Annotated in this window: 18 protein-coding genes; 11 read left to right on the top strand and 7 right to left on the bottom strand. The window is 63.0% G+C overall.

Annotation, left to right across the window (positions count from 1 at the left end; translation table 11 throughout):
- Positions 1-33: 33 nt before the first annotated feature.
- Positions 34-336 (bottom strand): alkylphosphonate utilization protein, encoded by a 303-nt coding sequence (locus tag ABIE62_RS08500; RefSeq protein WP_354325181.1) that lies wholly within the window; start codon positions 334-336, stop codon positions 34-36.
- Positions 333-1499, bottom strand: coding sequence for an isovaleryl-CoA dehydrogenase (locus tag ABIE62_RS08495; protein ID WP_354325179.1), 1167 nt, complete (start codon positions 1497-1499; stop codon positions 333-335). The genes ABIE62_RS08500 and ABIE62_RS08495 overlap by 4 nt, the downstream gene beginning before the upstream one ends.
- A gap of 114 nt (positions 1500-1613) precedes the next feature.
- Here ABIE62_RS08495 and ABIE62_RS08490 point away from each other — a divergent pair, with 114 nt between their 5' ends.
- Together ABIE62_RS08490 and ABIE62_RS08485 are read left to right on the top strand one after the other, a co-directional pair.
- The gene (locus ABIE62_RS08490) at positions 1614-2396 is read left to right on the top strand and encodes an ATP-binding cassette domain-containing protein (RefSeq protein WP_354325177.1); all 783 of its coding nucleotides are present in this window, start codon (positions 1614-1616) and stop codon (positions 2394-2396) included.
- Positions 2396-3934 carry an ABC transporter permease/substrate-binding protein gene (locus ABIE62_RS08485; RefSeq protein ID WP_354325176.1) on the top strand — a complete coding sequence of 513 codons (1539 nt, stop codon included), beginning with the start codon at positions 2396-2398 and terminating at the stop codon, positions 3932-3934. The genes ABIE62_RS08490 and ABIE62_RS08485 overlap by 1 nt, the downstream gene beginning before the upstream one ends.
- Before the next feature lie 21 nt (positions 3935-3955).
- Here ABIE62_RS08485 and ABIE62_RS08480 read toward each other — a convergent pair whose 3' ends face one another.
- Positions 3956-5971: a class I SAM-dependent methyltransferase gene (locus ABIE62_RS08480; protein WP_354325173.1), complete on the bottom strand. Its 2016-nt coding sequence runs from the start codon at positions 5969-5971 to the stop codon at positions 3956-3958.
- A complete protein-coding gene (gene lgt, locus ABIE62_RS08475; protein ID WP_354325172.1) occupies positions 5875-6771 on the bottom strand; it encodes a prolipoprotein diacylglyceryl transferase in 897 nt (298 codons plus the stop codon). Before lgt ends, ABIE62_RS08480 begins: the two co-directional genes overlap by 97 nt.
- A gap of 195 nt (positions 6772-6966) precedes the next feature.
- Between lgt and ABIE62_RS08470 the strand changes: the two genes are divergently transcribed.
- From ABIE62_RS08470 to ABIE62_RS08460, 3 genes are all read left to right on the top strand, one after another.
- Complete coding sequence (locus ABIE62_RS08470; protein WP_354325171.1) at positions 6967-8682, top strand: class I adenylate-forming enzyme family protein; 1716 nt, start codon at positions 6967-6969, stop codon at positions 8680-8682.
- A gap of 66 nt (positions 8683-8748) precedes the next feature.
- Positions 8749-11508, top strand: coding sequence for a [protein-PII] uridylyltransferase (locus ABIE62_RS08465; RefSeq protein WP_354325170.1), 2760 nt, complete (start codon positions 8749-8751; stop codon positions 11506-11508).
- Between the two features lie 112 nt (positions 11509-11620).
- Positions 11621-14329, top strand: a complete 2709-nt coding sequence (locus ABIE62_RS08460) for a TonB-dependent receptor (RefSeq protein WP_354325168.1) — start codon at positions 11621-11623, stop codon at positions 14327-14329.
- Positions 14330-14414: 85 nt separating this feature from the next.
- On the opposite strand, the gene ABIE62_RS08455 is transcribed toward ABIE62_RS08460, so the two are convergent.
- Positions 14415-15077 (bottom strand): YggS family pyridoxal phosphate-dependent enzyme, encoded by a 663-nt coding sequence (locus ABIE62_RS08455; RefSeq protein ID WP_354325167.1) that lies wholly within the window; start codon positions 15075-15077, stop codon positions 14415-14417.
- On the opposite strand from ABIE62_RS08455, the gene ABIE62_RS08450 reads away from it, so the two are divergent.
- The 6 genes from ABIE62_RS08450 to ABIE62_RS08425 all read left to right on the top strand — a co-directional run bounded on the left by ABIE62_RS08450 (position 15076) and on the right by ABIE62_RS08425 (position 23703).
- A complete protein-coding gene (locus ABIE62_RS08450; protein WP_354325166.1) occupies positions 15076-15633 on the top strand; it encodes a thiamine phosphate synthase in 558 nt (185 codons plus the stop codon). The genes ABIE62_RS08455 and ABIE62_RS08450 overlap by 2 nt on opposite strands.
- 76 nt (positions 15634-15709) lie before the next feature.
- Positions 15710-18106, top strand: coding sequence for an FtsK/SpoIIIE family DNA translocase (locus tag ABIE62_RS08445; RefSeq protein WP_354325165.1), 2397 nt, complete (start codon positions 15710-15712; stop codon positions 18104-18106).
- Between the two features lie 142 nt (positions 18107-18248).
- Positions 18249-20627: a TonB-dependent receptor gene (locus ABIE62_RS08440; RefSeq protein WP_354325164.1), complete on the top strand. Its 2379-nt coding sequence runs from the start codon at positions 18249-18251 to the stop codon at positions 20625-20627.
- A gap of 185 nt (positions 20628-20812) precedes the next feature.
- On the top strand, positions 20813-21727 hold the full coding sequence (locus ABIE62_RS08435) for a hypothetical protein (RefSeq protein ID WP_354325163.1): 915 nt from the start codon (positions 20813-20815) through the stop codon (positions 21725-21727).
- Complete coding sequence (locus tag ABIE62_RS08430; RefSeq protein WP_354325314.1) at positions 21717-22766, top strand: 7TM domain-containing protein; 1050 nt, start codon at positions 21717-21719, stop codon at positions 22764-22766. The genes ABIE62_RS08435 and ABIE62_RS08430 overlap by 11 nt, the downstream gene beginning before the upstream one ends.
- Positions 22759-23703, top strand: a complete 945-nt coding sequence (locus ABIE62_RS08425; protein ID WP_354325162.1) for a sugar-transfer associated ATP-grasp domain-containing protein — start codon at positions 22759-22761, stop codon at positions 23701-23703. Before ABIE62_RS08430 ends, ABIE62_RS08425 begins: the two co-directional genes overlap by 8 nt.
- Here the strand turns inward: ABIE62_RS08425 and ABIE62_RS08420 are convergent.
- Positions 23681-24259, bottom strand: coding sequence for a GDYXXLXY domain-containing protein (locus ABIE62_RS08420; RefSeq protein WP_354325161.1), 579 nt, complete (start codon positions 24257-24259; stop codon positions 23681-23683). The genes ABIE62_RS08425 and ABIE62_RS08420 overlap by 23 nt on opposite strands.
- Positions 24256-25410 carry a DUF2157 domain-containing protein gene (locus tag ABIE62_RS08415; RefSeq protein ID WP_354325160.1) on the bottom strand — a complete coding sequence of 385 codons (1155 nt, stop codon included), beginning with the start codon at positions 25408-25410 and terminating at the stop codon, positions 24256-24258. Before ABIE62_RS08415 ends, ABIE62_RS08420 begins: the two co-directional genes overlap by 4 nt.
- Positions 25411-25440 lie beyond the last annotated feature (30 nt).

The raw sequence follows: 25440 nt of genomic DNA, 5'->3' as shown, positions 1-25440 counted from the left end.
AGTTCAGGGTGACAAGCTTGGTTTGGCTTCCGCTCACCGCTTCCGCACAAACTCGGCGCGCAGCACAAGGCCCTTGATGCCGGGATATTTGCAGTCGATTTCCTGCGCGTCGCCGGTCAGGCGGATCGATTTGATCAGGGTGCCTTGCTTGAGCGTCTGGCCCGCGCCCTTGACCTCCAAGTCCTTGATCAGCGTCACCGCATCGCCATCGGCGAGCAGGTTGCCGACTGCATCGCGCACCTCGACCGCGTCCTCCGCGGCGCGCTTGGCGGCGAGTTCGGACGCAGCCATCCACTCCCCGCTCGCTTCGTCGTAAACGTAGTCGTCGTCGCTCATCCTGCTGCTCCAATCAATTCTCGCCCGATCAGCATTCGCCTGATCTCGTTCGTCCCCGCGCCGATGTCGAGCAGCTTGGCGTCGCGCATATAGCGTTCCACCGGCCAGTCGGTGGTGTAGCCTGCCCCACCCAGCGCCTGCACGCTCTCGGCAGCCACCTTGAAGGCGTTTTCGCTCGCGAGCAAAATCACCCCCGCCGCATCGAACCGCGTCGTCTGACCCGCATCGCACGCCTTGGCGACCGCATAGGTGTAGGCACGGGCCGATTGCAGGGCGACATACATGTCGGCAACCTTGGCCTGCATCAGCTGGAACGAGCCAATCGGCTTCCCGAACTGCTTCCTCTCGCGCAGGTAGGGGATCACCGTGTCGAGGCAGGCCTGCATGATCCCGAGCTGCAATCCGGCCAGAACCACGCGCTCGTAATCCAGCCCGCTCATCAGCACGCCGACCCCGCCGTTCAGCGGCCCCATGATGCGGTCTTCGGGGATGAAGCAATCGCTGAACACCAGCTCTGCCGTGGGCGAGCCTTTCATGCCGACCTTGCTGATTTTCTGGCCGATAGCAAAACCCTCGTCGCCCTTTTCGATCAGGAAGGCGGTGATGCCGCGCGATCCGGCGTGGCCATCGGTCTTGGCATAGACCACCAACGTATCGGCCTCGGGCGCGTTGGTGATCCAGAACTTGGTGCCGTTGAGCACATACCCGCCCTGAACTTCCTCGGCCTTCAGCTTCATCGAAACCACGTCCGACCCCGCGCCCGCTTCGGACATGGCGAGGCTGCCGACGTGTTCGCCAGAGATCAGCTTGGGCAGGTATTTCGCCTTCTGCTCGTCATTCCCCCAGCGGCGGATCTGGTTCAAACAGAGGTTGGAATGCGCGCCGTAGCTGAGGCCGACGCTGGCGCTGGCGCGGCTGACTTCTTCCACCGCGATCACGTGTTCGAGATAGCCCAGCCCCAGCCCGCCCCATTCTTCCTCAACCGTGATGCCGTGCAGGCCCAATGCCCCCATCGGCTCCCACAATTCGCGCGGGAAACGGTCTTCACGGTCGGTGCGGTCAGCCAAGGGCGCGATCTGTTCATCGGCGAAGCGCGCGGTGGTGTCGCGGATCATCTCGGCGGCCTCGCCAAGCTGGAAGTCGAAATCGGGGGTGGCGCGCATGATTTGTTCCCGGCTGCGTAATGATTGTTCTGGCAATGCGCATAGCAAGCAGCGCTGCAAAGGCCAATCGGGCAAAGCTGGCACAATCGCCTGATCACCGCTAACCCCGCGCCGATGACTGCCGCCGCGCCCATTCTGCTGTTTGATCGTGTGATCTGCCGCTTTGGCGATATCACTGCGGTCGGCGGCGTTACCTGCGACATCGCGGCGGGCAGTTTCGTGGCATTGGTGGGCGCATCGGGATCGGGCAAGTCGACGCTGCTCAAAACGGTCAACACGCTGGTCGCGCCAACCGAAGGCCGGGTGCTGTTCGGCGGCGAGGATGTGAGCGCCCTCAACCCTGCGCGCCTGCGCCGCCGGGTCGGTTATGTGTTTCAGGGGGTGGGCCTGTTCCCGCATTTCCCGGTTGGCGAAAACATTGCCATCGGGCCAAGGCTGGCGGGCGAGAAACTGCCACCTGAACGGATCGCCGAACTGCTGGAGCTGGTCGAACTCGAGCCCGCGATGGCGTGCCGGATGCCCGATGAACTCAGCGGCGGGCAGCGCCAGCGGGTCGGGGTGGCGCGGGCGCTGGCGGGGGAACCGGAACTGTTGATCATGGATGAACCCTTCGGCGCGCTTGATCCCGTCACCCGCGCGGCGCTCGGCAACAAGGTGCGTGAATTGCACGGGGCGCTGGGCCTCACCACGGTGATGGTGACGCATGACATGGCCGAGGCCTTGCTGCTGGCGGACCGGGTGCTGGTGATGGATGGCGGGCGGATTGTCGCCGATGAAACCCCGCGTGCGCTGCTGGCGGGGGAAGGCGGCGACGTGGCGCAGGGTCTCGTCGCTGTCCCACGCGAACAGGCCGAACGCCTCGCCGCGATGGAAGGCCCCAAGGATAGGGGTGCCTGATGGGCGATATCTGGGACATCCTCCCCGGTCTGGGTGACAAGCTCGCCGCGCACGTGGTGCTCTCGGCCAGCGCGATTGGCCTCGCCATGCTGATTGCGCTGCCGATGGCAGTGTGGGCCAGCCGTTCGCCAGTGGTGGCGCGGATCACCTTGGGGCTGGCGAGTCTGGTGCAAACCATCCCCGCGCTGGCGCTGCTGGCGCTGTTCTTCCCGCTGCTGCTCAGCTTGCGCGCGGTGTTCGGTCAAGGCCTGCCGACACTGGGGTTCCTGCCCGCGCTGATGGCGCTGACGCTCTATGCGCTGCTGCCGATCCTGCGCAACGCGGTTACGGCGCAGGCCAATCTCGACCCCGGCGTGCTGGAGGCGGCAGACGGGGTGGGCATGACCCGCTGGCAGAAACTGACGCTGGTCGAAGCGCCGCTATCCGCGCCCTTCATCATGGCGGGCATCCGCACCGCGAGCGTGTGGACGATTGGCGCAGCAACTCTCGCCACCACCATCGGCCAGCCGAGCCTTGGCGATCCGATCTTCGCGGGTCTGCAAACCCAGAACTGGGCGCTGGTGCTGGCGGGCTGTGTGGCAAGCGCGGGGCTGGCGCTGGCGGCGGATAACCTGCTGTGGGTGATCGAGGTCGGGCTGGCCAGGCGTTCGCGCTGGATGACCTTTGGCGGGATGGCGGTGGTAATGCTGGGCATCCTCGCCGCGCTGTGGGCGCAAAATGCGGGCAGTGATGATCGCCGCATCGTGATCGCGTCCAAGCAGTTTTCAGAACAATATATCCTCGCCCAATTGATCGGCGCTCGGCTGGAGGCGGCGGGTTACGCGGTCGAATATCGCGACGGGCTGGGCAGCGCGGTGGTGCATTCTGCGGTCGCGTCCTCCGCCATCGATATCTCGGTTGATTACACCGGCACGGTCTGGACGAATTACCTCAAACGCGCGGACAATCCGGGGCGTGAGGCGATGTATGAAACCATCCGCGAATGGGAGTGGCGCACCAACGGGGTCAGGGTGCTGGGCCGTCTGGGGTTTGAAAACGCCTATGCTTTTGCCATGCGCGAAGATCGGGCGGCGGAATTGGGGGTGGCCTCGCTCACCGACCTGGTCGCCGTCGCGCCGCGTCTGACGGTGGGCGGCGACCCGGAGTTTTTCGAGCGGCCCGAATGGATCGCGGTGCGCGATGCCTATGGCTTGCGCTTCGCCGGAACGCGCAATTTCGCGCCGACGTTCATGTATAATGCGCTACAATCGGGCGAGGCGGATGTGATCAGCGCCTATACCTCTGACGGGCGGATCACGGCTGACAGGCTGGTGGTGCTGGCCGATCCCAAGGGCGCGCTGCCGAGCTATGACGCGATGCTGATGCTGTCGCCCCGGATTGCGCAGGATCAAGGCGTGATCGCCGCGCTAACCCCGCTGATCGGCGCGATCAGTGTTGAGGCGATGCGCGAGGCCAATCTGGCGGTTGACCGTGAGGATGCGGCGAAAATGACGCCCAAGGCGGCGGCGGCACAATTGGCGGTAAAAGCGGGTCTTTAGAGCAGGCCGAGTATCAGGGTCTTATTCAAACCCCACCCCGAACGGCCAGCGCCGCCCGCACATACCGAGCACTTTGAACAAGGTGCCCATATGGGTTGATTCCACCAGCCGATCACGCTGACGTTTGAGCTTGTCTGCCTCTTTGGGATTGCGCCGCTGGAGCGCTTCCAGCCGCGTATCGATCCCCATCTGTCGCAGCCATTCGCCCTGCATCTGCACCCCCATCACGTCAGCGCCGTGCTGACGGGCGATCTGCTGGAGCAGTTCGAAATCGACATGCGCGGTGATATCGGCATCACCCGGATGCGCGAAGACATCGACCTTCTGATGCGCCTTGAGCGCTTGCAAGGTCGATCCGGCGCGCAATTCGGTCTGGCCATAATCGATAATCAGCGCCGCCCCGCCTTGATTGGTCAGGCGCTGCGCAAGCTCGCCCATCACCGCTACGGCCGCCGGACTGGTTTCGATCATCGATCCCTGACTGGCGCGCGCCCAGCCTGATGGCACCAAGTGATCCATCCGCTCCTTGCCTGTGCCAAAGGTGAAGGCGTCGCCTTCCAGCCCGACCACCCGTTCAAACCAGCCGTCGGCCGAGCGCACCAGTTGATGCACCGGCAATGCATCAAAAAATTCGTTGGCGACAACCAGCAGCGGGGCATCATCGGGCAAGGTCGAAAGGTCGTGGTGGTGATGGCAGCCGGGAAATATCTCGCGCTGGAGCCTGCGCAAGGTCGCCGAGGTTTCGACAAAATGCACCTGCGGCACGAAATCATAGCGCGCCGCCGTGCTCAGCGCATCGCGCGCCAGCGTGCCGCGACCGGGGCCAAGTTCGACATAGTGGATGTGTTTGCGGCTGCCCATCCGCACCCACAGATCCGCCAGCCATAGCCCGACCAGTTCACCGAACATCTGGGTGACTTCGGGCGCAGTGATGAAATCACCCTGATCGCCAAGCGGATCACGGCTGGCATAATAGCGCGCGTTGCTTTCGCCCATGTAATGCGCAAGGCTGATCGGGCCGGTTTCGCGGATCAGGCGGCGCAGGGTCTTGCCGACATCAACATTGGCGCGCGCGGCGACTTCGGCTTCGAGCCGGGCCTGTTCTTCGGTGGCGGCTTGTTGGGCGGCGGCCAAGGCAGCGGCTTCGGCAGCTTCGGCTTCCAGACGAGCACGCTCTTCGGCTTCTGCCTTGGCCTTGGCTTCTGCTTCGGCCTTGGCTTTGGCCTTGGCCTTGGCTTCAGCAGCGGCCTTGGCTTCGGCAGCGGCCTTTTCGCGAGCCTCGCGTTCAGCGCGCGCCGCGGCTGCGCGGCGCGCTTTCTCCTCGGCTGCCGCGCGGTCTTTTGCTTCTGCGACGGCCTTGGCTTTGGCGCGCGCTTCGGCTTCGGCTTGTTTGCGCGCTTCGGCTTCGCGGCGAGCCTGTTCCTCGGCGGCGGCCTTGGCCTCAGCTTCGGCCTTGCGGCGAGCTAGCTCTTCAGCCTCGGCCTTGGCTTTGGCCGCTGCTTTGGCCTTTGCTTCGGCTTCCTTGCGTGCCTTTTCTTCGGCCTCTGCCTTAGCCTTGGCTTCGGCGGCAGCCTTGGCTTCAGCGTCCGCCTTAGCTTTTGCTTCTGCCTTGGCCTTGGCTTCTGCCTTGGCCTTGGCTTCGGCGTCGGCCCGTTCGCGTGCTTCGCGTTCGGCGCGGGCGCGCGCCTCGGCTTCTAACTTGGCCTTGGCTTCGCGGCGGGCCTTGTCCTGCGCTTCGGCAGCTGCTTTGGCCTCCGCCTCGGCTTGGGCCTGCTCACGGGCTTGCTGCTCGGCAAGCGCCTTGGCTTCGGCGTCCGCCTTGGCGCGGGCGGCTGCTTCTGCCGCCGCGCGCGCCGCTTCGCGATCAGCCTCAGGCTCGGGATCGATCAGCCGTAGCGCGCTTTTCCACGCGCGCGCACCGCCAGCCCCCGGCTCGGCGGTCAGGTCGGTTGCACGCCCCCGCTCGCCAGCGGTTTGTTCCGCAGCGCGAAGAACACGACAATCAATCCAGTCAGTATCAGCGGTATAGTCAGCCATTGGCCCATCGATAGCCCGGTCCGGGCGGCAAAGTCAGCCAGTTGTGCATCAGGCTGACGAAAAAACTCGTTAACGAAGCGCGCCATTCCGATGCCGAGTGTGAATACCCCCGCCAGCAGGCCGGGGCGATAGCGCGCGCGGGTTTTCCAGAACAGCAGCATCATGATGATCAGCAGCGCCAGCCCTTCCAGCCCGGCCTGATACAATTGGCTGGGGTGGCGTGGCAGTTCATCGGCGGCGGGGAACACCATCGCCCAGGGCACGTCGGTCACCCGCCCCCACAGTTCACCATTGATGAAATTGGCGAGCCGCCCCAGCAGCATCCCCATCGGCACGCCAACCGCGACATAATCCACCACCCGGATGAAATTCAGCCGGTCGCGCCATGATACCCACGCCATCGCCGCCGCCACGCCCAGCAGGCCGCCATGAAACGCCATGCCGCCATCCCACAAACGCAGCAATTTCCAACTGACAAAACCATCGCCCGAAAAATCCGTGAAGGCGCTGGGGATGCCGGTGTCCCCCCCTGTATAAAACGCCGCATAGCCCAGCCGCCCGCCGATAATCACCCCCAGCGTGCAATAGAAAAACAGATCATCGGCATGGCGCTGCGCCATCGGTGCGCCGGGCTGTTTGAGCATCTTTGATGTGTGCCAATAGGCAAAGATCACCCCGATCAGGTATGCCAGCGAATAGAACCGCAGCGTAAAAAACCCCAGATCGATCCCCGGCCGCAGGCCCAGCTCTGCCCAGTAGATCGGATCGGCAGCGCCGCTTACGGCAAGTAGTGACAGCACGGGGCGAACCTCTTAATGACAATGGAAAGTCGTATCGGCGGGCCGGACATGGCCCTTGCCGCGTTGGCGCTTCTGGCACAGCGCGCGGGGCAGGGGAAGGGGCGCTCGGTTGCCACCAAGGCTTGGGACACGCAGCCCGGGACGCACTCCATGTGCGCCCGGACTTGTTTATAAATGAGAGAGGAAGGACACCGCATGCCCACCCCACTGGACAATGCGCTTGAAGCGATCGTTACCGGCCTGACCGCACCGGGCCAGCCGTTTGCCACCGCGCCATTTGTGCGCGACGGCGTGGAAATGCCTGCCTTCGTCGCCGCTCCGCCGACACTGGCGCATTATTTTGCGTATTTCTCCAATGAACACAAAGATGCACTGTTTCTCGTCGATGGCGATGTGCGGCTCAGCTTTGGCGATACCTATGCGGCGGCCACTTGCGTGGCGGAAAGTCTGGTGCACGATCACGGGATCGAAAAGGGCGACCGGGTGGGTATCGCCGCGCGCAATTCGGCCAACTGGATCATCGCCTATATGGGGATCATCATGGCGGGCGGCTGCGCGACGCTGCTCAATGGCTTTTCGTCGGGAGAAGAGCTCGCCTACGCAATCGATCTGGCCGAATGCAAACTGGTGCTGGCCGATGAAGGCCGCGCCGCACGGCTTGAAGGGCGCGATCATCCGGCTGCGCTCGCGCTGTTCACTCACAGCAATCAGCCCGCACAAGGGCTTGCGCAGATCTGGCGCGTGCCCGAAGGCACCAGCGCGGCGATGGCGATGCTGGGCATGCTTGGCCCGGATGACATGGCCACCATCCTCTACACCTCGGGTTCGACCGGCAAATCGAAGGGCGCGTGGTCGGATCATCGCGGCGTTGTCAACGCCATCATGAACTATGTCTGCCAAAGCGCGATGGCCAAGGTGCATCTGGAAAGCCAGGGCGACGTGTTGAGCGATCAGCCCTGCGCACTGGTCGCGGTGCCGCTGTTCCACGTGACGGGCGAAGTGCCGCTGATGCTGCAAAGCTTCGCGATCGGGCGCAAGCTGGTGCTGATGCCGAAATGGGACGCAGGGCTAGCGATCCGGCTGATGGCAGAGGAAAAGGTGTCCTATTTCGTCGGTGTGCCTTTGATGAGCTACGAAATTGCCAATCACCCCGACCGCGAAAATTACGACCTGTCGGCGTGCAAGAGCTTCGCCGCAGGCGGTGCGCCGCGCCCGGTTGAACACGTCACCCGGATCAAGGAAGCCTTCCCCGGTGCCTTCCCGCTGCTCGGTTATGGTCTGACAGAAACCAACGCCATCGGCTGCGGCAATTTCAACGAAAATTACCTCGCCAAGCCGGGTTCAACCGGGCGCCCGTCAAAACCGATGGTCGATCTGCGCATTCTGGATGATGCGGGCAATGAACTTGCCAATGGTGAAGTGGGTGAGGTCTGCATCCGATCGGTCGCCAATTTCCGCGGATACTGGAAGAATGACGAAGCAACCGCGGCGGCCTTTACCGACAACGGCTTCTTCCGCACCGGCGATCTGGGCTATCTCGACGCAGACGACTACCTGTTCATTGTTGACCGAAAGAAAGACATCATCATCCGCGGCGGCGAGAATATCACCTGCATCGAGGTGGAAGACGCGATCTATGCGCATGACGATGTCGGCGAATGTTCGGTATTCGGCCTGCCCGATGAACGCTTTGGCGAAGTCCCGGCGGCGGTATACCGGATGAAGGATGGTCATGCCGCGATCACCCCCGGACAGCTGCGCGCCTTCCTGCTCGAACGGATCGCGCCGTTCAAGGTGCCGCTCGAACATCAGATATGGATCACTGACGAGGCGCTACCCCGGCTCGGCACGCAGAAGATCGACAAGCGCGCAGTCAAGGCGCGTTATACCAATGCCACGGCGACGGCCTGATCCGCTGATCTGTGCGGGTCGCATTACCAAACGCCGGGTCGGCGGGCTGATGCAGAGCGCCTTGGCATGAAGCCCCGGCGTGTCCCCGATCAGCGCGCGATCATTGACCGGCGCGCCCTGGCAGAGCAGGTCGCCGCGCTGTTTGCGGCGGGCGGCGAGGGGGCGCGCGGCGATATCGTCAAGGCGCTGCGCCGCGCGCTTGACGATGGCCGCGCCGAACTCGTGCGCAGGCTGGCGGCAGCGCCATCGGCGGGGCACGATGTCACCAGCGGCTATTCCTTCCTGACCGATCAACTGCTGCGGGTGATCCACGATCACGTCACCACGCATCTCTACCCCGTCCCCAATCGCACTGCGGCTGAACGGCTCGCGATTCTGGCGGTGGGCGGATACGGGCGCGCCGAAATGGCGCCGCATTCAGATATCGACATCGCCTTCATCACCCCGATGCGCCGTTCGCCGTGGTGCGAACAGGTGATCGAGGCGATGCTGTATCTGCTGTGGGATCTGGGCCTAAAGGTGGGCCATTCGAGCCGCACGGTGATCGACACGATGCGGATGGCGAAGGATGATCTCACCATCTGCACCGCGCTGCTCGAAGGGCGGTTGGTGTGGGGCGATCAGGTGCTTTACGAAGAACTGCGCACGCGGTTCTGGGGCGAGGTCGTCAAGGGCAGCGAGCGCCAGTTTCTCACCCAGAAACTGGCCGAACGCGACGCGCGGCACAAACGGATGGGCGACAGCCGCTATGTCGTCGAACCCAACATCAAGGAAGGCAAAGGCGCACTGCGCGACCTGCAAACGCTCTACTGGATCGGCAAATATGTCCACCGCGTCGGCAGTGCCGCCGAACTGGTCGACGTCGGGCTGCTGACGGCATCCGAATATCGCAGTTTCCGCCGGGCCGAAGGGTTTCTGCTGGCGGTGCGCTGCCATATGCACATCCTTGCCGACCGGGCTGAGGATCGCCTGACCTTCGATCTGCAACGCGCCGTGGCTGAACGGATGCAATTTGCTGATCGCCCCGGCAAAAGCGCGGTCGAACGCTTCATGCAGTATTACTTCCTGCAGGTGAAACGGGTCGGCAGCCTGACCGGCGTGTTCCTGGCCCATCTTGACGAGGAGTTCGCCAAAAAACGCCCGCGCACCGGGTTCTTTGCCGGGTGGACACAGCGCAAGCGCGCATTCAAGGGCTATGTCGTCGACGGCGGGCGATTGCGCGCGCCGGGCGATGACTGGTTCCGACAAGACCCGGTGCGGCTGGTCGAAGTGTTTCAACTGGCAGAGGCCGAAGGGCTGGAAGTGCACCCCGAAACCATGCGACTTGCTGGCCGCGATGCCAAGCTGATCGATGGCAAGGTGCGCCGTGACAAGCGCGCCAATGCGCTGTTCCTAAGCCTGCTTTCCGGACGCAAAGACCCCGAACCTGCGCTGCGCTGGATGAACGAGGCTGGGGTGCTTGGCCGGTTCGTGCCCGATTTCGGGCGCGTCAATGCGCAGATGCAGTTCGATATGTATCACCACTACACGGTCGATGAACACACCATCCGCGCGATCGGCCTGCTGAGCCAGATTGAACGCGGGCTGCTCGCCGCCGATCACCCGCGAGGCACCCGCGAATTTCCCAAGCTCGCCTCGCGCCGGGCGCTGTATGTCGCGGTGCTGCTGCACGATATCGCCAAGGGGCGCGGCGGCGATCATTCGGTGCTGGGGGCGGATGTGGCGCACCGGCTGTGCCCGCGCTTTGGCCTCGACCAGAAGGAAACCGATCTGGTCGCCTGGCTGGTTCTGCAACACCTGTTGATGAGCCGCACCGCGCAGAAACGCGATCTGACCGACCCCAAGACGATCGAGGATTTCGCGGGCGAGGTGCAAAGCCTTGAACGGCTGCGCAATCTCGCGATCCTGACCGCGGTGGATATCCGCGCGGTCGGGCCGGGCACCTGGAACAGCTGGAAAGCGCAGCTTTTGGGTGAGCTTTACGATGCCACCCAGGAACGCCTGCGGCTGGGCCACAAGGGCACCGGGCGCAAACAGCGGGTCGCCGCCCGGAAAGATGCGGTCGCTCGGCTGCTGGGCGATCGCGATGATCTGGTCGACAGCGCGGGTGCGCTACTGGGCGATGCCTACTGGATTGCCGAGCCCGAAGACATCATCGCCAGCAACCTTGCCCAATATGATGCCGCGCGCGCGGCGGGCGAACAACTTTCGATCCACTGCGAGGTTGACGAGACGCGCGGTGCAACCCGCGTCAGCGTGATCGCGGCTGACCATCCGGGGCTGTTCTACCGCATGGCGGGCGGCATCCACGTGGCGGGCGCAAATATCATCGATGCGCGCATCCACACCGCCAAAAGCGGCTATGCTTTCGACAATTTTCTGGTGCAGGATCAGCACGGTCAGCCATTCCGCGAAGCCGCGCAGATGGACCGCATCGCCAAGGGTATCCGCGACGCGCTGCTCGCCCGGATCGAACTGGTGCCCAAGCTGGCGGCGCGCCCGCTCGCCCATTCGCGCGCGCGCGCCTTCGATGTCGCCCCGCGCGTCGGGTTCGATAATGACGCGTCGAACAATTTCACCGTGATCGAAGTGACCGCGCGCGACCGTCCGGCGCTGCTCAACCGCCTCGCCCATGCGCTGTATAAGGCCAACCTGATCGTTCATTCGGCGCATATCACCGCCTATGGCGAAGCGGCAGCGGATACGTTTTATGTCACCGATCTGACTGGCGAAAAGGTAAAAGCGCCCGAACGGCTGGCCGATATCGAAGCGGCACTGCTCGACGCGGCGAGTGATCGCCGGCAAGCGGAGATGGAAGAGGCATAGAAGCAACAGGTGCCGGAAAATTTGCCGGGCGGCTGAGTAATAGTTTGCGTTGCGGATGTCTCGGTTGCATTTCGATACGCAAAGAACAAAATTCTCAAGGGAGGGGTAATTTATGAAAAGTATCACGTCACTTCGCGCAATTGCGATGCTGGGGGCCGGCATGGTTCTGGCGCCACAATCGGCGTTGGCGCAGGATGCCGACGCAGAAGATAGCGATGCTTATTCAGGCAACGTCATCGTCGTGACCGCGCAAGGGCGCTCACAATCGCTGGCTGACGTCCCCGTGGCGATTTCGGCCATTTCGGCTGATATGCTTGAAAAATCGGGCGTTACTGACATTCGCGAATTGACCCAGGTGGCACCATCGCTGCTGGTGTCGTCCACCGGCAACGAAGCCAATGGATCGGCGCGTATTCGCGGTATCGGCACTGTGGGCGACAACCCCGGCCTTGAAAGTTCGGTCACGGTGTTTGTCGACGGCGTTTACCGGTCACGTTCGGGCAACGCGATGAGCGAGCTTGGCCCGATTGACCGGATTGAAATCCTGCGCGGCCCGCAGGGCACGCTCAGCGGGCGCAACTCAACGGCGGGTATGATCAATATCTATACCGCGCCGCCAGAATTCGATTTCAGTGGCTATGGCGCAGCAAGTTACGGGAACTTTGATTCCATCCGCCTCGAAGGCGGGGTCAATGCGCCGCTCAGCGATACTGTGGCCGCGCGCATTGATGGCGTGTTTTTTGAACGTGATGGATTTTTCAAGGATCTCACCAACAATACCGATATCAACAACCGGGATCGCTATCTGGTTCGCACGCAGGTGCTGTTCGAACCCACCAGCGATTTCAGCCTCCGTTTGGTTGGCGACTATTCCAGGAAGACCGAGGCGTGCTGCGCGGCCACTTTCGTCCAGCCTGATTTTGCTCCGCTGGCAACCATCAGCCCGGGATTTGATCCATTTACTCGTCCCACCAGCGGCGCTGCCCTGACCAGCACGAGCAACCCGATCGTACCAGTTTTGCTGGCGCTGGGTCAGGATCCGCGCGGCCTGACACAAGACACTTTCAACCGCGATATTTTCCCCACCGCCGGGCGTTCCTACGAAGGCAAGACCGAAGATTACGGCGTTTCCGGTGAAATCAACTGGGATTTGGGCCCGATCAAGTTGACGTCCATCACCGGCTATCGCGAATTTGAAAACAACCAGGCGTCAGACACTGACTATACGACGGTTGACATTCTGTTTCGGGCGCCCGGCAAAGATGCAGGCGCGCGTCAGTTCAAGACCTTCACCCAGGAATTGCGGTTCAACGGCACCCTGTTTGACGACAGGATCGACTGGCTCGTGGGCGGATTTTATTCGCACGAAAAGCTGGAAACGCGCGATAACCTGCGGTTTGGCACTCAGTATGGCACGTTTGTAGCCTGCCGCATTGCTATCGCCATCAACCCGGCACTGGTAAACCCGTCCGCGCAAAATTGCTTTGGCCCGAACATGGCCGCGCTGACTGGTGCGAATAACGGAGCGGGCGCATTTGGCGCTGCGACACCGGCTTTCGTCGCGGCGATCAACAACCTTGGCAGCATCAGCGATGCTGGCGGTACTGGTGATGTATTTAACCAGACGAGTGAAAATTTTGCGATTTTCACCCACAATATCGTCCACCTTACCGATACTGTCGATTTGACTGTGGGCCTTCGTTACACCGACGAAAGCAAGGATTTGCGCGGCGCCTTCAGTAACGACAACACCATCTGCCCGGCGAACCGGGCGCTGATGAACGGCTTTTTGGGCGTGCCTGCACTGGCTGGCCTCGCCGGCGGCCTGATTGCTCTGTCGTGCCAGGGCAATTCCACTTCCGAACTCGACGGGGTCAATATCTCCGATTCGCGTGACGAAGATGAATTTACCGGCACTGCAGTGCTCAGTTGGAAACCGACACCCGATCTGATGACCTACGGGTCATACTCGCGCGGGTATAAGGCGGGCGGGTTCAACCTTGATCGGTCTGCGCTGGCGAACCCCGTCTTCCTTGATGTGTCCAATTTGAATGTCGGCAATCTGCAATTTGGCGAAGAAAAAGTCGATTCCTATGAAATCGGGGCGAAATACTCCACTCGTGAATTCGGCATTAGTTTTGCAGCCTTCCGTCAGGAATTCAGTAATTTCCAATTGAACACCTTCAACGGATCGGTGTTTCTGGTTCAGAATGTCAATTCTTGCGGAACCAACCTGGGCGGTGCTGATCGGGACGCGAGCGCAGCGACTGGCGCGTGTGCGCTTGACCAGATCAAACCCGGCGTGGTTGCCGAAGGTTTCGAAATCGAAGCAACGGTGAATCCGACGGACGATCTGGGCTTCACCCTGGGCCTGACCTATTCCGATACCAGTTATGAAAATGACCTGATCGGCGATGATACCGGTGCCCCGCTTGACCCCGCCTTGCGTCTGTTGCCGGGTGATAATCTTTCGAATGCTCCGGAAGTTACCGCCACTGCATCCGTTTCGTGGACCCCGGAATTGACGAGCGACGGATTGCGCGGGCTGGTGTTCTTCAACGCGCGCATGGTCGATGATTTCAACACCGGCTCCGATCTGTTGTTCGGCAAGGAGCAGGACGGCTTCATCATCGTCAACGGACGCATCGGCCTGACCAATATCGCAGGCCGGTTCTCGATCGAAGGCTGGGCGCAAAACCTGTTCAACAAGGATTACACGCAGGTTGCCTTCAACACGCCGTTCGTCGCACCGCAGCAAACCTTCTCGGCATTCCTGGCCGAGCCGCGGACTTACGGTGTGACCGTGCGCGGCAAGTTCTAAGCGGTTTGTAATCACCCGCAACAAGGGGCGCTCCGGCAACGGGGCGCCCTTTTTTGTCGCCTACCGCTGCGCTGCTTGAGGCGGATTACCCCCGCGCGCCGAACAGCGCGGTGCCCACCCGCACATGGCTTGCACCCAGCATCACTGCGGTTTCATAATCGCCGCTCATCCCCATGCTGAGGCCGGTGAGCCCATGATCCGCCGCCAGCTTCGCCAGCAACGCAAAAAACGGCGCGGCTTCGGTGTCGGCGGGCGGGATGCACATCAGCCCGGCAAGCGGCACATCGGCGGCGCGCACGGCGGCAATGAACGCGGGCAGTTCGCTGATCGGGCAGCCGCCCTTCTGCGGTTCATCCCCGATATTGACCTGCACGAAACACGGCACGCGTCGCGCCGCCTTGTCCATCGCCCTGGCCAGCGCGGCGAGCAGGCTCGGCCGGTCGAGCGCATGGATATAATCGAACAGCGCGACCGCTTCTTCGGCCTTGTTCGATTGCAACTGGCCGATCAGGTGCAGTTCGATATCGGGATATTCCGCGCGCAGGGCAGGCCACTTGGCAGCTGCTTCCTGCACCCGGTTTTCGCCGAACACGCGCTGACCCGCTGCGATCAGCGGGACAATCGCTTCGGGGCCGTGGGTCTTGCTGACCGCGATCAGCGTGACATCCGCAGGTGTGCGCCGCGCGGGCTTGCACACCTTGGCGATATTGGCGCGGACGGTTTCGAGGCGGGAGGCTGCATTATTCATGGTGCCGCTCTATAGCGGGTCGATGACGCGCGCCAATCCCCTGCCCGCCCTGTGGCTGCTGAGCGATGAACGCAATGACGCGGTGCTGGAGCACGCGCTCGCACACCTGCCGCGCGGCAATGCCTTCGTGTTCAGGCACTACCATCTTGACGACAAGGCCCGCCACCAGCGGTTCGATGCACTTGCCGCAGCCGCGCGCACGGTCGATCATCTGGTGATCCTGTCCGGTCCGGCCGAACTGGCGCAGGAATGGGGCGCGGATGGAATCTACGGCCCGCCGGAAAAGCTCGACAAGCTCCCTGGCCTGCTGCGCCTTGCCGCCGCGCATAACGCACGCGAGATCCTGCTTGCCAACCGCGCCGGGGCCGACGGCCTGTTCCTGTCGCCCGTCTTCCCGACCCGCTCGCATCCCGGCGACGAATGCCTTGGCCCCGAAAAGTTTCGCGAACTCGCCGTGCAGGCCGAAATGCCGGTGATCGCGCTTGGCGGCATGACGGCAGAGCGTGCCCGCGAACTCGATTGGCGGCGCTGGGCGGCTATTGATGGGTTGAGTTGAGAGCACGGTCCGTCGCACATCGCTTGACCCGGACTCGCGTAGGATTCATGATGTGTTCCACGCAGGAGACAAACACATGGCCAGCCGCGCGGCCCTACCCAGCAAAACCGGTCGCAAGACCGATGCCGAATGGCGCGCAGGTCTGCGCCGGTCGTTGCGGCGCCTTGCGCAGATGACAGGCGCGGGGCTGCTGCTGGCGGCAGCGGTGTTCCTTGCGCTGGCGCTCATCAGCTACACCCAGACCGACCCCAGCCCGTCGACCGCCGCTGATCCGGCGCAGGTCGCCAACTGGATGGGCGCGCCCGGCGCATGGGTGGCCGACCGGGTCTTGCTGATTTTCGGCCTGCCCGGCGTGCTGCTGTTGCCGCTGCTGTATATCTCGGCGCGCAAGCTGTGGCGCGATGTGGAGAATGGCGATGCGCCCGAAACCACGCCGTGGTGGCTGCCCACGGGCCTGTTGCTGATCGCGATGACGTTGATCGCCGCCGTGCTGGCGCTCGCTTTTCAGTCGCCGGGCGGCACCTTGCCCGCGCAGGCGGGGGGGCTGGCCGGGTTGCTTGGCGCTGGCGCGATTCAGGCGGTGGCGGCGCGGTTCGGCGCTGAGGCGCAGGGCTGGGTGATTTTTGGCGCGGCGTTTGTCTGCCTCGCGGTCGGGGTGGCATTGCTGACCCGGATCTTCGCGATCGATTGGCGGATGTTACTGAGCCTGCCCGATTTCCTTGGCGGCGGATCGCTGGGCGGGATGCTGCGCCGTCTGCCGCTGCCCGGTCGCAAGCGCGCCGCCGCGTTGGCGTTCACCGGGGATGACGATGATGCCCCCGCCGTCCGCCCGCGCCGCGTTGCCAAAGGTGCAACGCCGCCGGCCGATGACCGCCCGCGCCGCGCGCCCGAAATCAGCGATCCCTCCGCCCCGCCAAAACGCGCGCTGGCCCCCAAGACCGCGCAGGCCGATATGTTCGCCGCCTACAACCTGCCCAGCCTCGATTTGCTGGCCGAACCGCCCGCGGATAAAGCGCCAAAGCTCGACAAGATGGCGCTGGAACGCAACGCCCGGCTGCTCGAAAATGTGCTCGATGATTTCAACGTGAAGGGTGAAATTACCGCCGTGCGCACCGGCCCGGTGGTGACGATGTACGAATTGGAACCCGCGCCGGGGATCAAGGCCAGCCGGGTAATTGGCCTTGCCGAAGACATTGCCCGCAACATGAGCGCGATTTCCGCGCGCGTTGCGCCGATCCCCGGGCGCACCGTCATGGGCATCGAACTACCCAATCAGGATCGCCAGATGGTGATGCTGAAAGAACTCGCCGCCTGCGCCGATTTTGCCGAGGCCAAGGGCAGCCTGCCGATCATTCTGGGCAAGGACATCGCGGGCGAACCGATTATCGCCGATCTCGCCGCGATGCCGCACTTGCTGGTCGCGGGGACAACCGGATCGGGCAAGTCGGTCGGGCTGAACGTGATCCTGCTGAGCCTGCTGTATCGCTTCACGCCGTCCGAATTGCGCCTGATCCTGATCGATCCCAAGGTGCTCGAACTCAAGACCTATGACGATATCCCGCACCTGCTCTCCCCCGTGGTGACAGAGCCGCACAAATCGGTGCGCGCGCTGAAATGGGCGGTCGAGGAGATGGAGCGGCGTTACCGGATGATGAGCGCGGTCAGCAGCCGCAATATCCATTCCTTCAATGAAAAAGTCAGCGCCGCGATCGCCAAGGGCAAGCCGCTCGGCCGCCGGGTGCAGACCGGGTTCGATCCTGAAACCGGCGAACAGATGTTCGAGGAAGAACAGCTCGATTACCAGCCGCTCCCGCAGATCGTGCTGATCGTTGACGAACTCGCCGACCTGATGGTGACGATCGGCAAGGAAATCGAAGTGCTGATCCAGCGCCTCAGCCAGAAGTCACGCGCGGCGGGTATCCACCTGATCATGGCGACCCAGCGCCCCTCGGTCGATGTCATCACCGGGGTGATCAAGGCCAACCTGCCGACCCGCATCAGCTTCAAAGTCACCAGCCGGATCGACAGCCGCACGATTCTGGGCGAGCAGGGTGCGGAACAGCTGCTGGGCAAGGGCGATATGCTCTACAAACCCAACACCGGCGCGATGGTGCGCGTCCACGGCCCGTTCGTTTCGGATGAGGAAGTGGAAGCCGTCGCCGATTTCTGGCGCGGTCAGGGCGCGCCCGAATATGTCGACGCCGTGACCGAAGAACCCGAAGACGGCGGGTTCGGGTTCGAGGATGAATTCACCGCTTCCGACAACCCCGAAGAACGCAAATATCGTCAGGCCTGCCAGATCGTCATCGAAAACCAGAAGGCATCGGGTTCGTGGCTCCAACGCCAGATGGGGGTTGGCTACAACACTGCGGCCAAGTGGATCGAGCGGATGGAGGAAGACGGTCTTGTCGGCCCCGCCAACCATGTTGGCCGTCGCGAGATTTACCGCGATCGGGATGGCAATCCGCTGTAAGGTCGATCGGTAGGGCGATGCAGGAATGCAACGTCTTGGAACTGTAAATCCGCTGTAACGCGCACTTCATCACACCGTCGCCGCCGCGTCACCAACACCTGCCACGGGCAAGGCCTCTCTCCACCAAGAAGGGCCTGCTTAGATGCTCCGCACCCCGCTTTCGCGCGTCTCGTTGATCGCGCTTACCGCCTCGTTGACTGGCGCGCTTGCCACCACCTCTCAGACCTCGTTTGCGCAAGATGCCGAAGGCCCGGCGGCTGATGAAAAGACATACGGCAACCAGATTGTTGTGACGGCCCAAAAGGTCGAACAGCGCGTTCAGGACGTGCCGATCACCATCACCGCCACCAGCGGCGAACGGATCAGGCAGCTGGGCGTTACCGATCTGGATGAGCTTTCCAATTACGTCCCCGGCCTGCTGATTCAGGAACAGAGCGCCAATAACCCTGGCATTGTCATTCGCGGCATCACTTCGGACAGCGGCTCCTCGCAGCAAGGCCCGCGCGTCACGCTTTATTACAACGGCGTCGACATCTCGCGCTCGCGCGGGTCGTATCAGGCGATCTACGATCTCGAACGCGTCGAGGTGATCAAAGGCCCGCAGGCAACCTTGTTCGGCACCGCATCCGCCGTGGGCGCGATCAGCCTTGTCTCGGCCCGCCCGCGCGAAGGGTTTTCAGGCGAGATCCGCGGCGGCTATGGCAATTTCGACCAGACATTGCTCGGCGGACACCTGAACGCCGGGTCGGACGTGCTGGCCGCGCGCATCGCGTTTGAATGGCGCACCCGCGATGGCTTTATCGAAAACCTCAACCCGGCGCAGGAAGAAGAACTCTATGCGCAGGATCAGTTCGGCGTGCGCGGATCGATCCGCTACGCACCCACCGCCGATTTCACGCTCGATCTGATCGCCACCTATGACCAGCAGCGCAATGGCGGCACCCCGTTCGTTTCGGGCACCTTCCCGGCCTTCGCAGGCGCACCGGGTGGCCCGGCCAATGCGTTCGAGGACGCCAATCTTGGCGGCAATCCGGCGGGCGCGGCAGTGTTGGGTGACGATCAGTTGGGCCTGAACCGCGAAGTGTACGACCTCAACCTTACCGCCGAATACCAGTTCGCCGACGACTGGACCTTCACCACCGTCAACGGCTACCGCGAATTCGACAGCCGCGAAGTGTTCGACGCCGATGGCACGGCTGCCCCGTTCCTTGAATTCACCGAGATCGCCGACGGTTGGCAGGTCAGCCACGAAGGCCGCTTTACCTATCAGGGCAGCGCTCTGCGCGCGAGCGCGGGGTGGAACATCTTCATCGAGGATGGCGCGCAAAACGTGCCCTTCGCGACCGAGGAAGGGCTGTTCCTGCAATGCCTGTCGGGCCTGTTCGGTGCGCCGCTGATCCCCGGCATCCCCTGTGTCGCGGCAGACGGTTCTGTCCCGTCAACGGCAGTCACGGGCCTTTTGACGTCAGGCGCTTTTCAGGCGATCCCCTACGCTTCGGTGTTCGAAAATCAGGGCCGCAACGAAGCCTATTCGGTGTTCGCCGACGCCACCTGGATCGCCACCGATGCGTTGGAGCTGACCGCGGGCCTGCGCTTCCTTGATGAAGATCGCGAATCGGGCTTCTTTGCCAATGTCCCAAACAGCGTACTGAGCGGTGCCCCGCTGATCCCCGGCCAGATCGATACAGGCGGCCAGACCTTCACCGCCAAGGACAGCTTTACGGCGTGGCTGCCGCGCTTCAACGCGCTTTACCGCATCAACGATGACGTCAACGTGTTCGCCACCATTTCCAAGGGCCGCCGTTCGCCAGTGGTGCAGCTCGGTGCGCGGCGCGACGGGGCCAATGTCGTCCCCAACCGGACTGACGTTCCGCAAGAAACGGTGTGGAACTACGAAGGCGGGATCAAGCTGGCCAGCGGCCCCGTTTCGGGATCACTGGGCGTCTATTATCAGGAATACAAAGGCTTTCAGGTCAGCGTGGCGGAAGTTGATGCGGGCGGCAACCCGACCGGAACCTTCGTGACGCGAAGCGCGGGCAGCGCCTCGAACCTTGGGGTAGAGGGGGAATTGTTGGTCGAGGCTACTGACTGGCTGCAACTGTTCGGCAATTTCGGCTATATCGACGGCGGCATCGACAAGGACGGCGCGTTCTCGCCCGCGTTTTCGGGCGCGCGGTTCCGCCTGCAGCCCGAATTTCAGGCATCGGGCGGTTTCAGCGTCGATTATGACATGGGCAACGGTATGCGCTTCTTCGCCACGCCCAGCGTCACGCATCGCAGCCGCATCTTCTTCGAAGTGCCGAACAATCCGCTGATCTCACAAAAGGCGGTAACGCTGGTGAATGCGCGGGCCGGCGTCAGCTTTGGCGATGATCGTTATGAAATTGCCGGTTTCATCCGCAATGCATTCGACAAGAAATACCTGCTCGACGCGGGCAATACCGGCGGCGCGTTTGGCATTCCCACCTTCATCCCGGCAGAACCGCAGTTTTACGGGGTGGAAGTGTCCGCCCGCTTCTGATCGGAATACCCGACCCAAAGTCATGGCCCAAGCCACAACCTTGGGCATGAGGGGCGGAGGGCCGATAGCGGCCTTCCGCCCCTTTTGCGTTCAAGGAAGCGATCCCAACTATGGTTTATGACCGTGGTTAGGAATTCCTAAACACCCTTGCCGTAGCCCCACGTAAGTCAACGGGGGCTAAATCAATGATTCAATCCATGCGCGCGCTCGGCGGTCTGATGGCCGCATTGTTTGCTGTGCTGGTTGCCGACCCTGCTTCGGCGAAAGATGGGGGCTGGCGGCTTGAACCCGATGCGCGGATCGAAGTGCAGACGGTCAGCGCCGAAACCACCACCCGCGATAGTGATCTGGTCGTCGATGGCGAGGCGATCAGTGTGCGCGGGCAGGTTGGGGTGGCGCTGGAAAAGCGCGGGGTGCGGCTGCGGCTTGAAGCCGACCGGATCGAGGTATTCCGGCTTGGCGAAGCGCGGCGCAACATTGCCCGCGACCGGTTCACCGCGACCGTCCAAACCGATATCGAAAAGGACTGGGAACTCCAGCTTCAGGCCCGCCATTTCGATGACATGGTTTCGGTGGAAAGCAACGACACCGATGAATGGCAGGGTTCTGCCCGGCTGACGTGGGAATCCGATCGCAAGCACCGCGTCAGGCTGCAAGGCACCTGGCGCGAGCGGGAATATGAAAATGGCGCGCTGGCCGAAACCACCGGTGAAGGCCCGCGCGTTGATGCGGAATATCGCCGCCGGTTCGGGCGTTACCACTATCTGGCGTTTGATCTGCGCGCGGAATCGATCAAATCCGATGATCTGCGGCGCGGCTTTGAACGCGAATCCGCCGGGGTTGCCTACACTCGCCCGATCACCCCCGATCTGCGCGTGCGCCCGGCCATCGAAGTGATCCGCACCCGGTTCGACAACCGCCTCACCGATAATGGTGAACCGCGCCGCGACAAACTTGTCGCCCCCGAAGTCGAACTGCTGTGGTGGCCGGGCAAGTGGCGCATCGAGGCTGAGGCTAAATACATCTTTGCCGGCAGCAACGAACCTGCCCGCGAACGCGAGGGTTATCGGCTGTCATTATCGGTTGGATATGCATTCTGAGCTGATCTCCAGACTCAGCCAGATATGGAAGCGCGCGACCCCGCAGGTCAGGCGCCCTTTCTACATAGGCATAGCTGTCGGCGCGATCATCGCGGCGCTGGTGGCGCTTGGCCTTGCCAATACTTCAACCTTCTTTGCCCTGCCATCCTCGTTCGAAGGGGTGGCGACGTCGCAGGCGATCTGGGGGCTGAAGCCATCGAACCTGCTGATGGTGTTGCCGCTGGGCGCATTTCTGGTGGTGCTGGCGCGCAGCTTTATCGGATTGAAGGCGTTCGGGCTGTTCACCCCGATGCTGATCGCGTTGGCGTTCCTGCAAATCGGCCCGGTGATGGGGCCGGTGGTGCTGGGATCGTCGGTGCTGGCGGGCATGATTGTCACCCCCACCTTGCTCAAATTGCGGATGACACGCGTCGGGTTTCTGGGCGTGCTGATTTCGCTGATCGTGCTGGTGCTGGTGGCCTTGCTGATGATCCTCGATACCCAGCTGCAGGTCGATGCCTTCCCGGTGATCGTGTGTGCGCTGGTTGTCGAACGCTGGTTCAAACAATGGGACAAGGACGGGCCGAAACCAGCGGCGAAGATGGCGTTCAACACCTTCATTCTGGCGGTGGTCATCCAATTCGTGATGGTATCGGATTTTGCGATGGCGCTGATCGAATGGTCTCCGCTGCTGATGCCGGCATTCACAGGTGTCGCGATTGCGGTGCTTGGCCGCTATCGCGGCCTGCGGCTTTCGGAAATCGGGCGGTTTGCGCCGATCTGGCTCGAACGGCGGCGGCAGGCGCGGCAAAAGGCCAACCCGGACCAGCTCGAACTTGATCTTGAACCGATCAGCCGGGAGGAAGCGCTGGAACGCGCACCTCCGCTCCACGGCGTTTGGGTGATCGATTCGCCAGCGGATCTCACCCCCGGGCGGCGAAGGCGGGTTCCGCAACCGATCAAACCCAACAAGGAGGCGCAGTTTGCGCCTCGTCTTGACGCATCCGGGCGGCCGCTGATCCACAACGCCTGGATCATCCGGACGGCAGAGGATGTTTGATATGTTCGGGCTGTTACGCAAAAAGACGGTGAATTATGACGCGCTCAGCAAACTGCGCCCCCCGCAGCTTGCCCGTATCGACGAAATTCTCGGGATCAATATGCGCAACGCGCTGATCCAGAAATATAATCCGCGCAGCGCGATTGAGCGGGCGCGTGACAAGGTGGCAGCCAAGGTGGCGCTGGAGGCCGCCGGGATCGCCTGTACCGGCACGGTCGCGGTGATCGACACCCACCAGAAACTGGTAGAATTCAAGCCGAGCCGCGACATGCCCAATGCCTGGGCGATCAAGCCCGCACGCGGATCGCAGGGTGACGGCATTCTCCTGGCGGTGCGCCGCGAAGGCAATACCTGGTTCAAGGGATCGGGCGCGCCGCTGACCGAAGAAGCGGTGATGCATCACATCCAGAAGGTGGTTGATGGCGGCTTTTCGGGCGATTCCGCAGCGGAGGATGCCGCGCTGATCGAACCGCTGATCATCGCTGACCCGGCGCTGGCCAGCATCGTGCCCGAAGGCCTGCCCGATCTGCGCGTCATCAGCCTGCATTACACCCCGCTGATGGCGATGGTGCGGCTGCCGACGCTTGAATCCGATGGCAAGGCCAACCTCCACCAGCGCGCGATTGGGGCGGGGATCGACATGGTCACCGGCAAAATTACCCGCGCGGTGGTGAAAGGCACGCCGATCACGCATCACCCCGATACCGGCGTCAATCTGATCGGGTTCGAGATTCCGGGCTGGGAGCGGGTGCTGGAGCTCGCCTCAAGGTGCGGCCCCGCCGTGGGGCTGGGCTATTGCGGCGCGGACATCGTGCTTGACGTCAATGACGGCCCGCTGGTGATCGAGGTCAACGCCCATCCCGGGATCGAAATCCAGAACATCTGTCAGGCGGGGCTAAAGGTGCGGATCGCCGCTACGGGCGAGAATTTCCGCTAGATCCAACCATAATCGCAGGCGGCATGGTGGGCGGCTGATCCTGCGCATCGCGTTCAGCCTGTTCGGCGGGGGTCAGCGGACGGAAGCGGATGGCGATGGGCGTGAAGCTGCCATCCTCGCGCTGGCGGATGGTGACGATCCCGCGTTGGTCACGGTTGCGCAGTTCCTCCTCCAGCGCCAGCGCGCGGTCTTGCCCGACATACAGGCGTCCGCGCATCAGCGCATCCCAGCTATAGACCCCCGAAAGATCGGCGCGCAGCGGATGATCGCAGGCGGCACGTTCAGCCGCCGTCTCGGCCACTGTCACGCTGACAAGGTCAGGCGCCGCACCTGCAAGGCACAGCATTTCGGGCCCGGCATCGCGCCATCCACCCAGCCCCGGCCAATCATAGCTGAACTCGACATAGTGCCCGCGCAGATAATCGCGCGGGTCATAGCCCTGGATCGGCACCTCCCATTCGGTGCCCTGACGGTAGGTATGGTCGCCCATGCCCCACACGCCCGCAAGCCCGATCAGCGGAAGCACGACAGCGGCCAAGCGCGTCAGGCGGTTCATGCGCCCACCCCTTCATTCTTCGGCGCGAAGTTGCGCGACACCCGCACTGCGGCCCATGCGATGCCGAGGATCAACAGGCCCGCCATGATCAGCCCGGCACCGCTGAGCAACAGGTCGCTCGCCAATTCAAAGCTGAGGATGATGAGACGCAGCGCGATGACCGCCACCGCCAGCTGAAACACGCCGCGCCAATGCGCCGTCAGTGCCGCAGCCGCGATCCCGACCCACAGCGCCATGAACAGCGCGGCGGCGGGAACGGTCAGATCATTCGCGCCGTAAGCCAGCGGCAGCGCCAGCCCCGCGCCGGCAATGATCGCGCCCGCCATCTGGCCCGAGATGCCCGGCCGCGCCAGCACCACGCCAAGCCCCGCCAGCACCGCAACCGCGCCGCCCATCACCATGCTCGCCAGATCCCTCAACATCCGGGTATCACCGAACTCTCCGATGCTGGCGATGAAAGTCGCAAACGACGCTCCGGCCACGGCATAGGCCAATGCCAGCTGCTCCAGCCGCCGCCAGAAATCAGGCCGGGCGCCGCGGGCGCGAAGCCACGCCGCCAAGGGCGCAAATCCCACCGGCAGTGCGGTGACAAATGCCAGCCACAACAGCCGCCCCGTGCCCGGATCGCGCATCACACCATAATCTGTGCTGGCGGTGGCATATTCCCACGCGCACCACACGCTGCCGCCCAGTACCGCCAGCGCGGCTGGCCAGCTGCGGCCCATCATCAGCAATAACGGCGCGAACAGTGCCAGCCACACCGCCAGCGGTTTCCACAGCGGCGAGGATGTCTGGTAAACCTGCCCCAGATGTCCGAAAAAGGTGAGGCCCAGCGCGGCGGTGACAAACAACAGCGCCTCCACCGCCCACGGCGATGCTGCCGCCAGCCGCGCTTCACGCCAGAACAGCGCCGCCAATCCGGCGATAATCAGCGCAAGGTGGACGCCAAGCCGCACTTGGCCGGGGATGTCCTCCCAATTGGCGGCCACCACCGACACCAGCCCCAAGGCGATGGCGAGCGCGCCGATCCCGAACACCGCCCATAATGCCAGCGGGCGGGAATGGGCGGTTTCATAGGCGAGCAACCGGTCGCGCGTCTCCGCGTCGATCAGGCCGGCGGTGTGCCACAGGGCAATCTTGCGCGCGCTCATCACGGCAGATTACCCGGTCCGCACACGCGC

Source organism: Porphyrobacter sp. MBR-155 (assembly GCF_040547625.1).
Classification (GTDB): Bacteria; Pseudomonadota; Alphaproteobacteria; order Sphingomonadales; family Sphingomonadaceae; genus Erythrobacter.
Note: the sequence above shows the minus strand (reverse complement) of the source record. Positions and strands in the feature narration are given on the sequence as shown.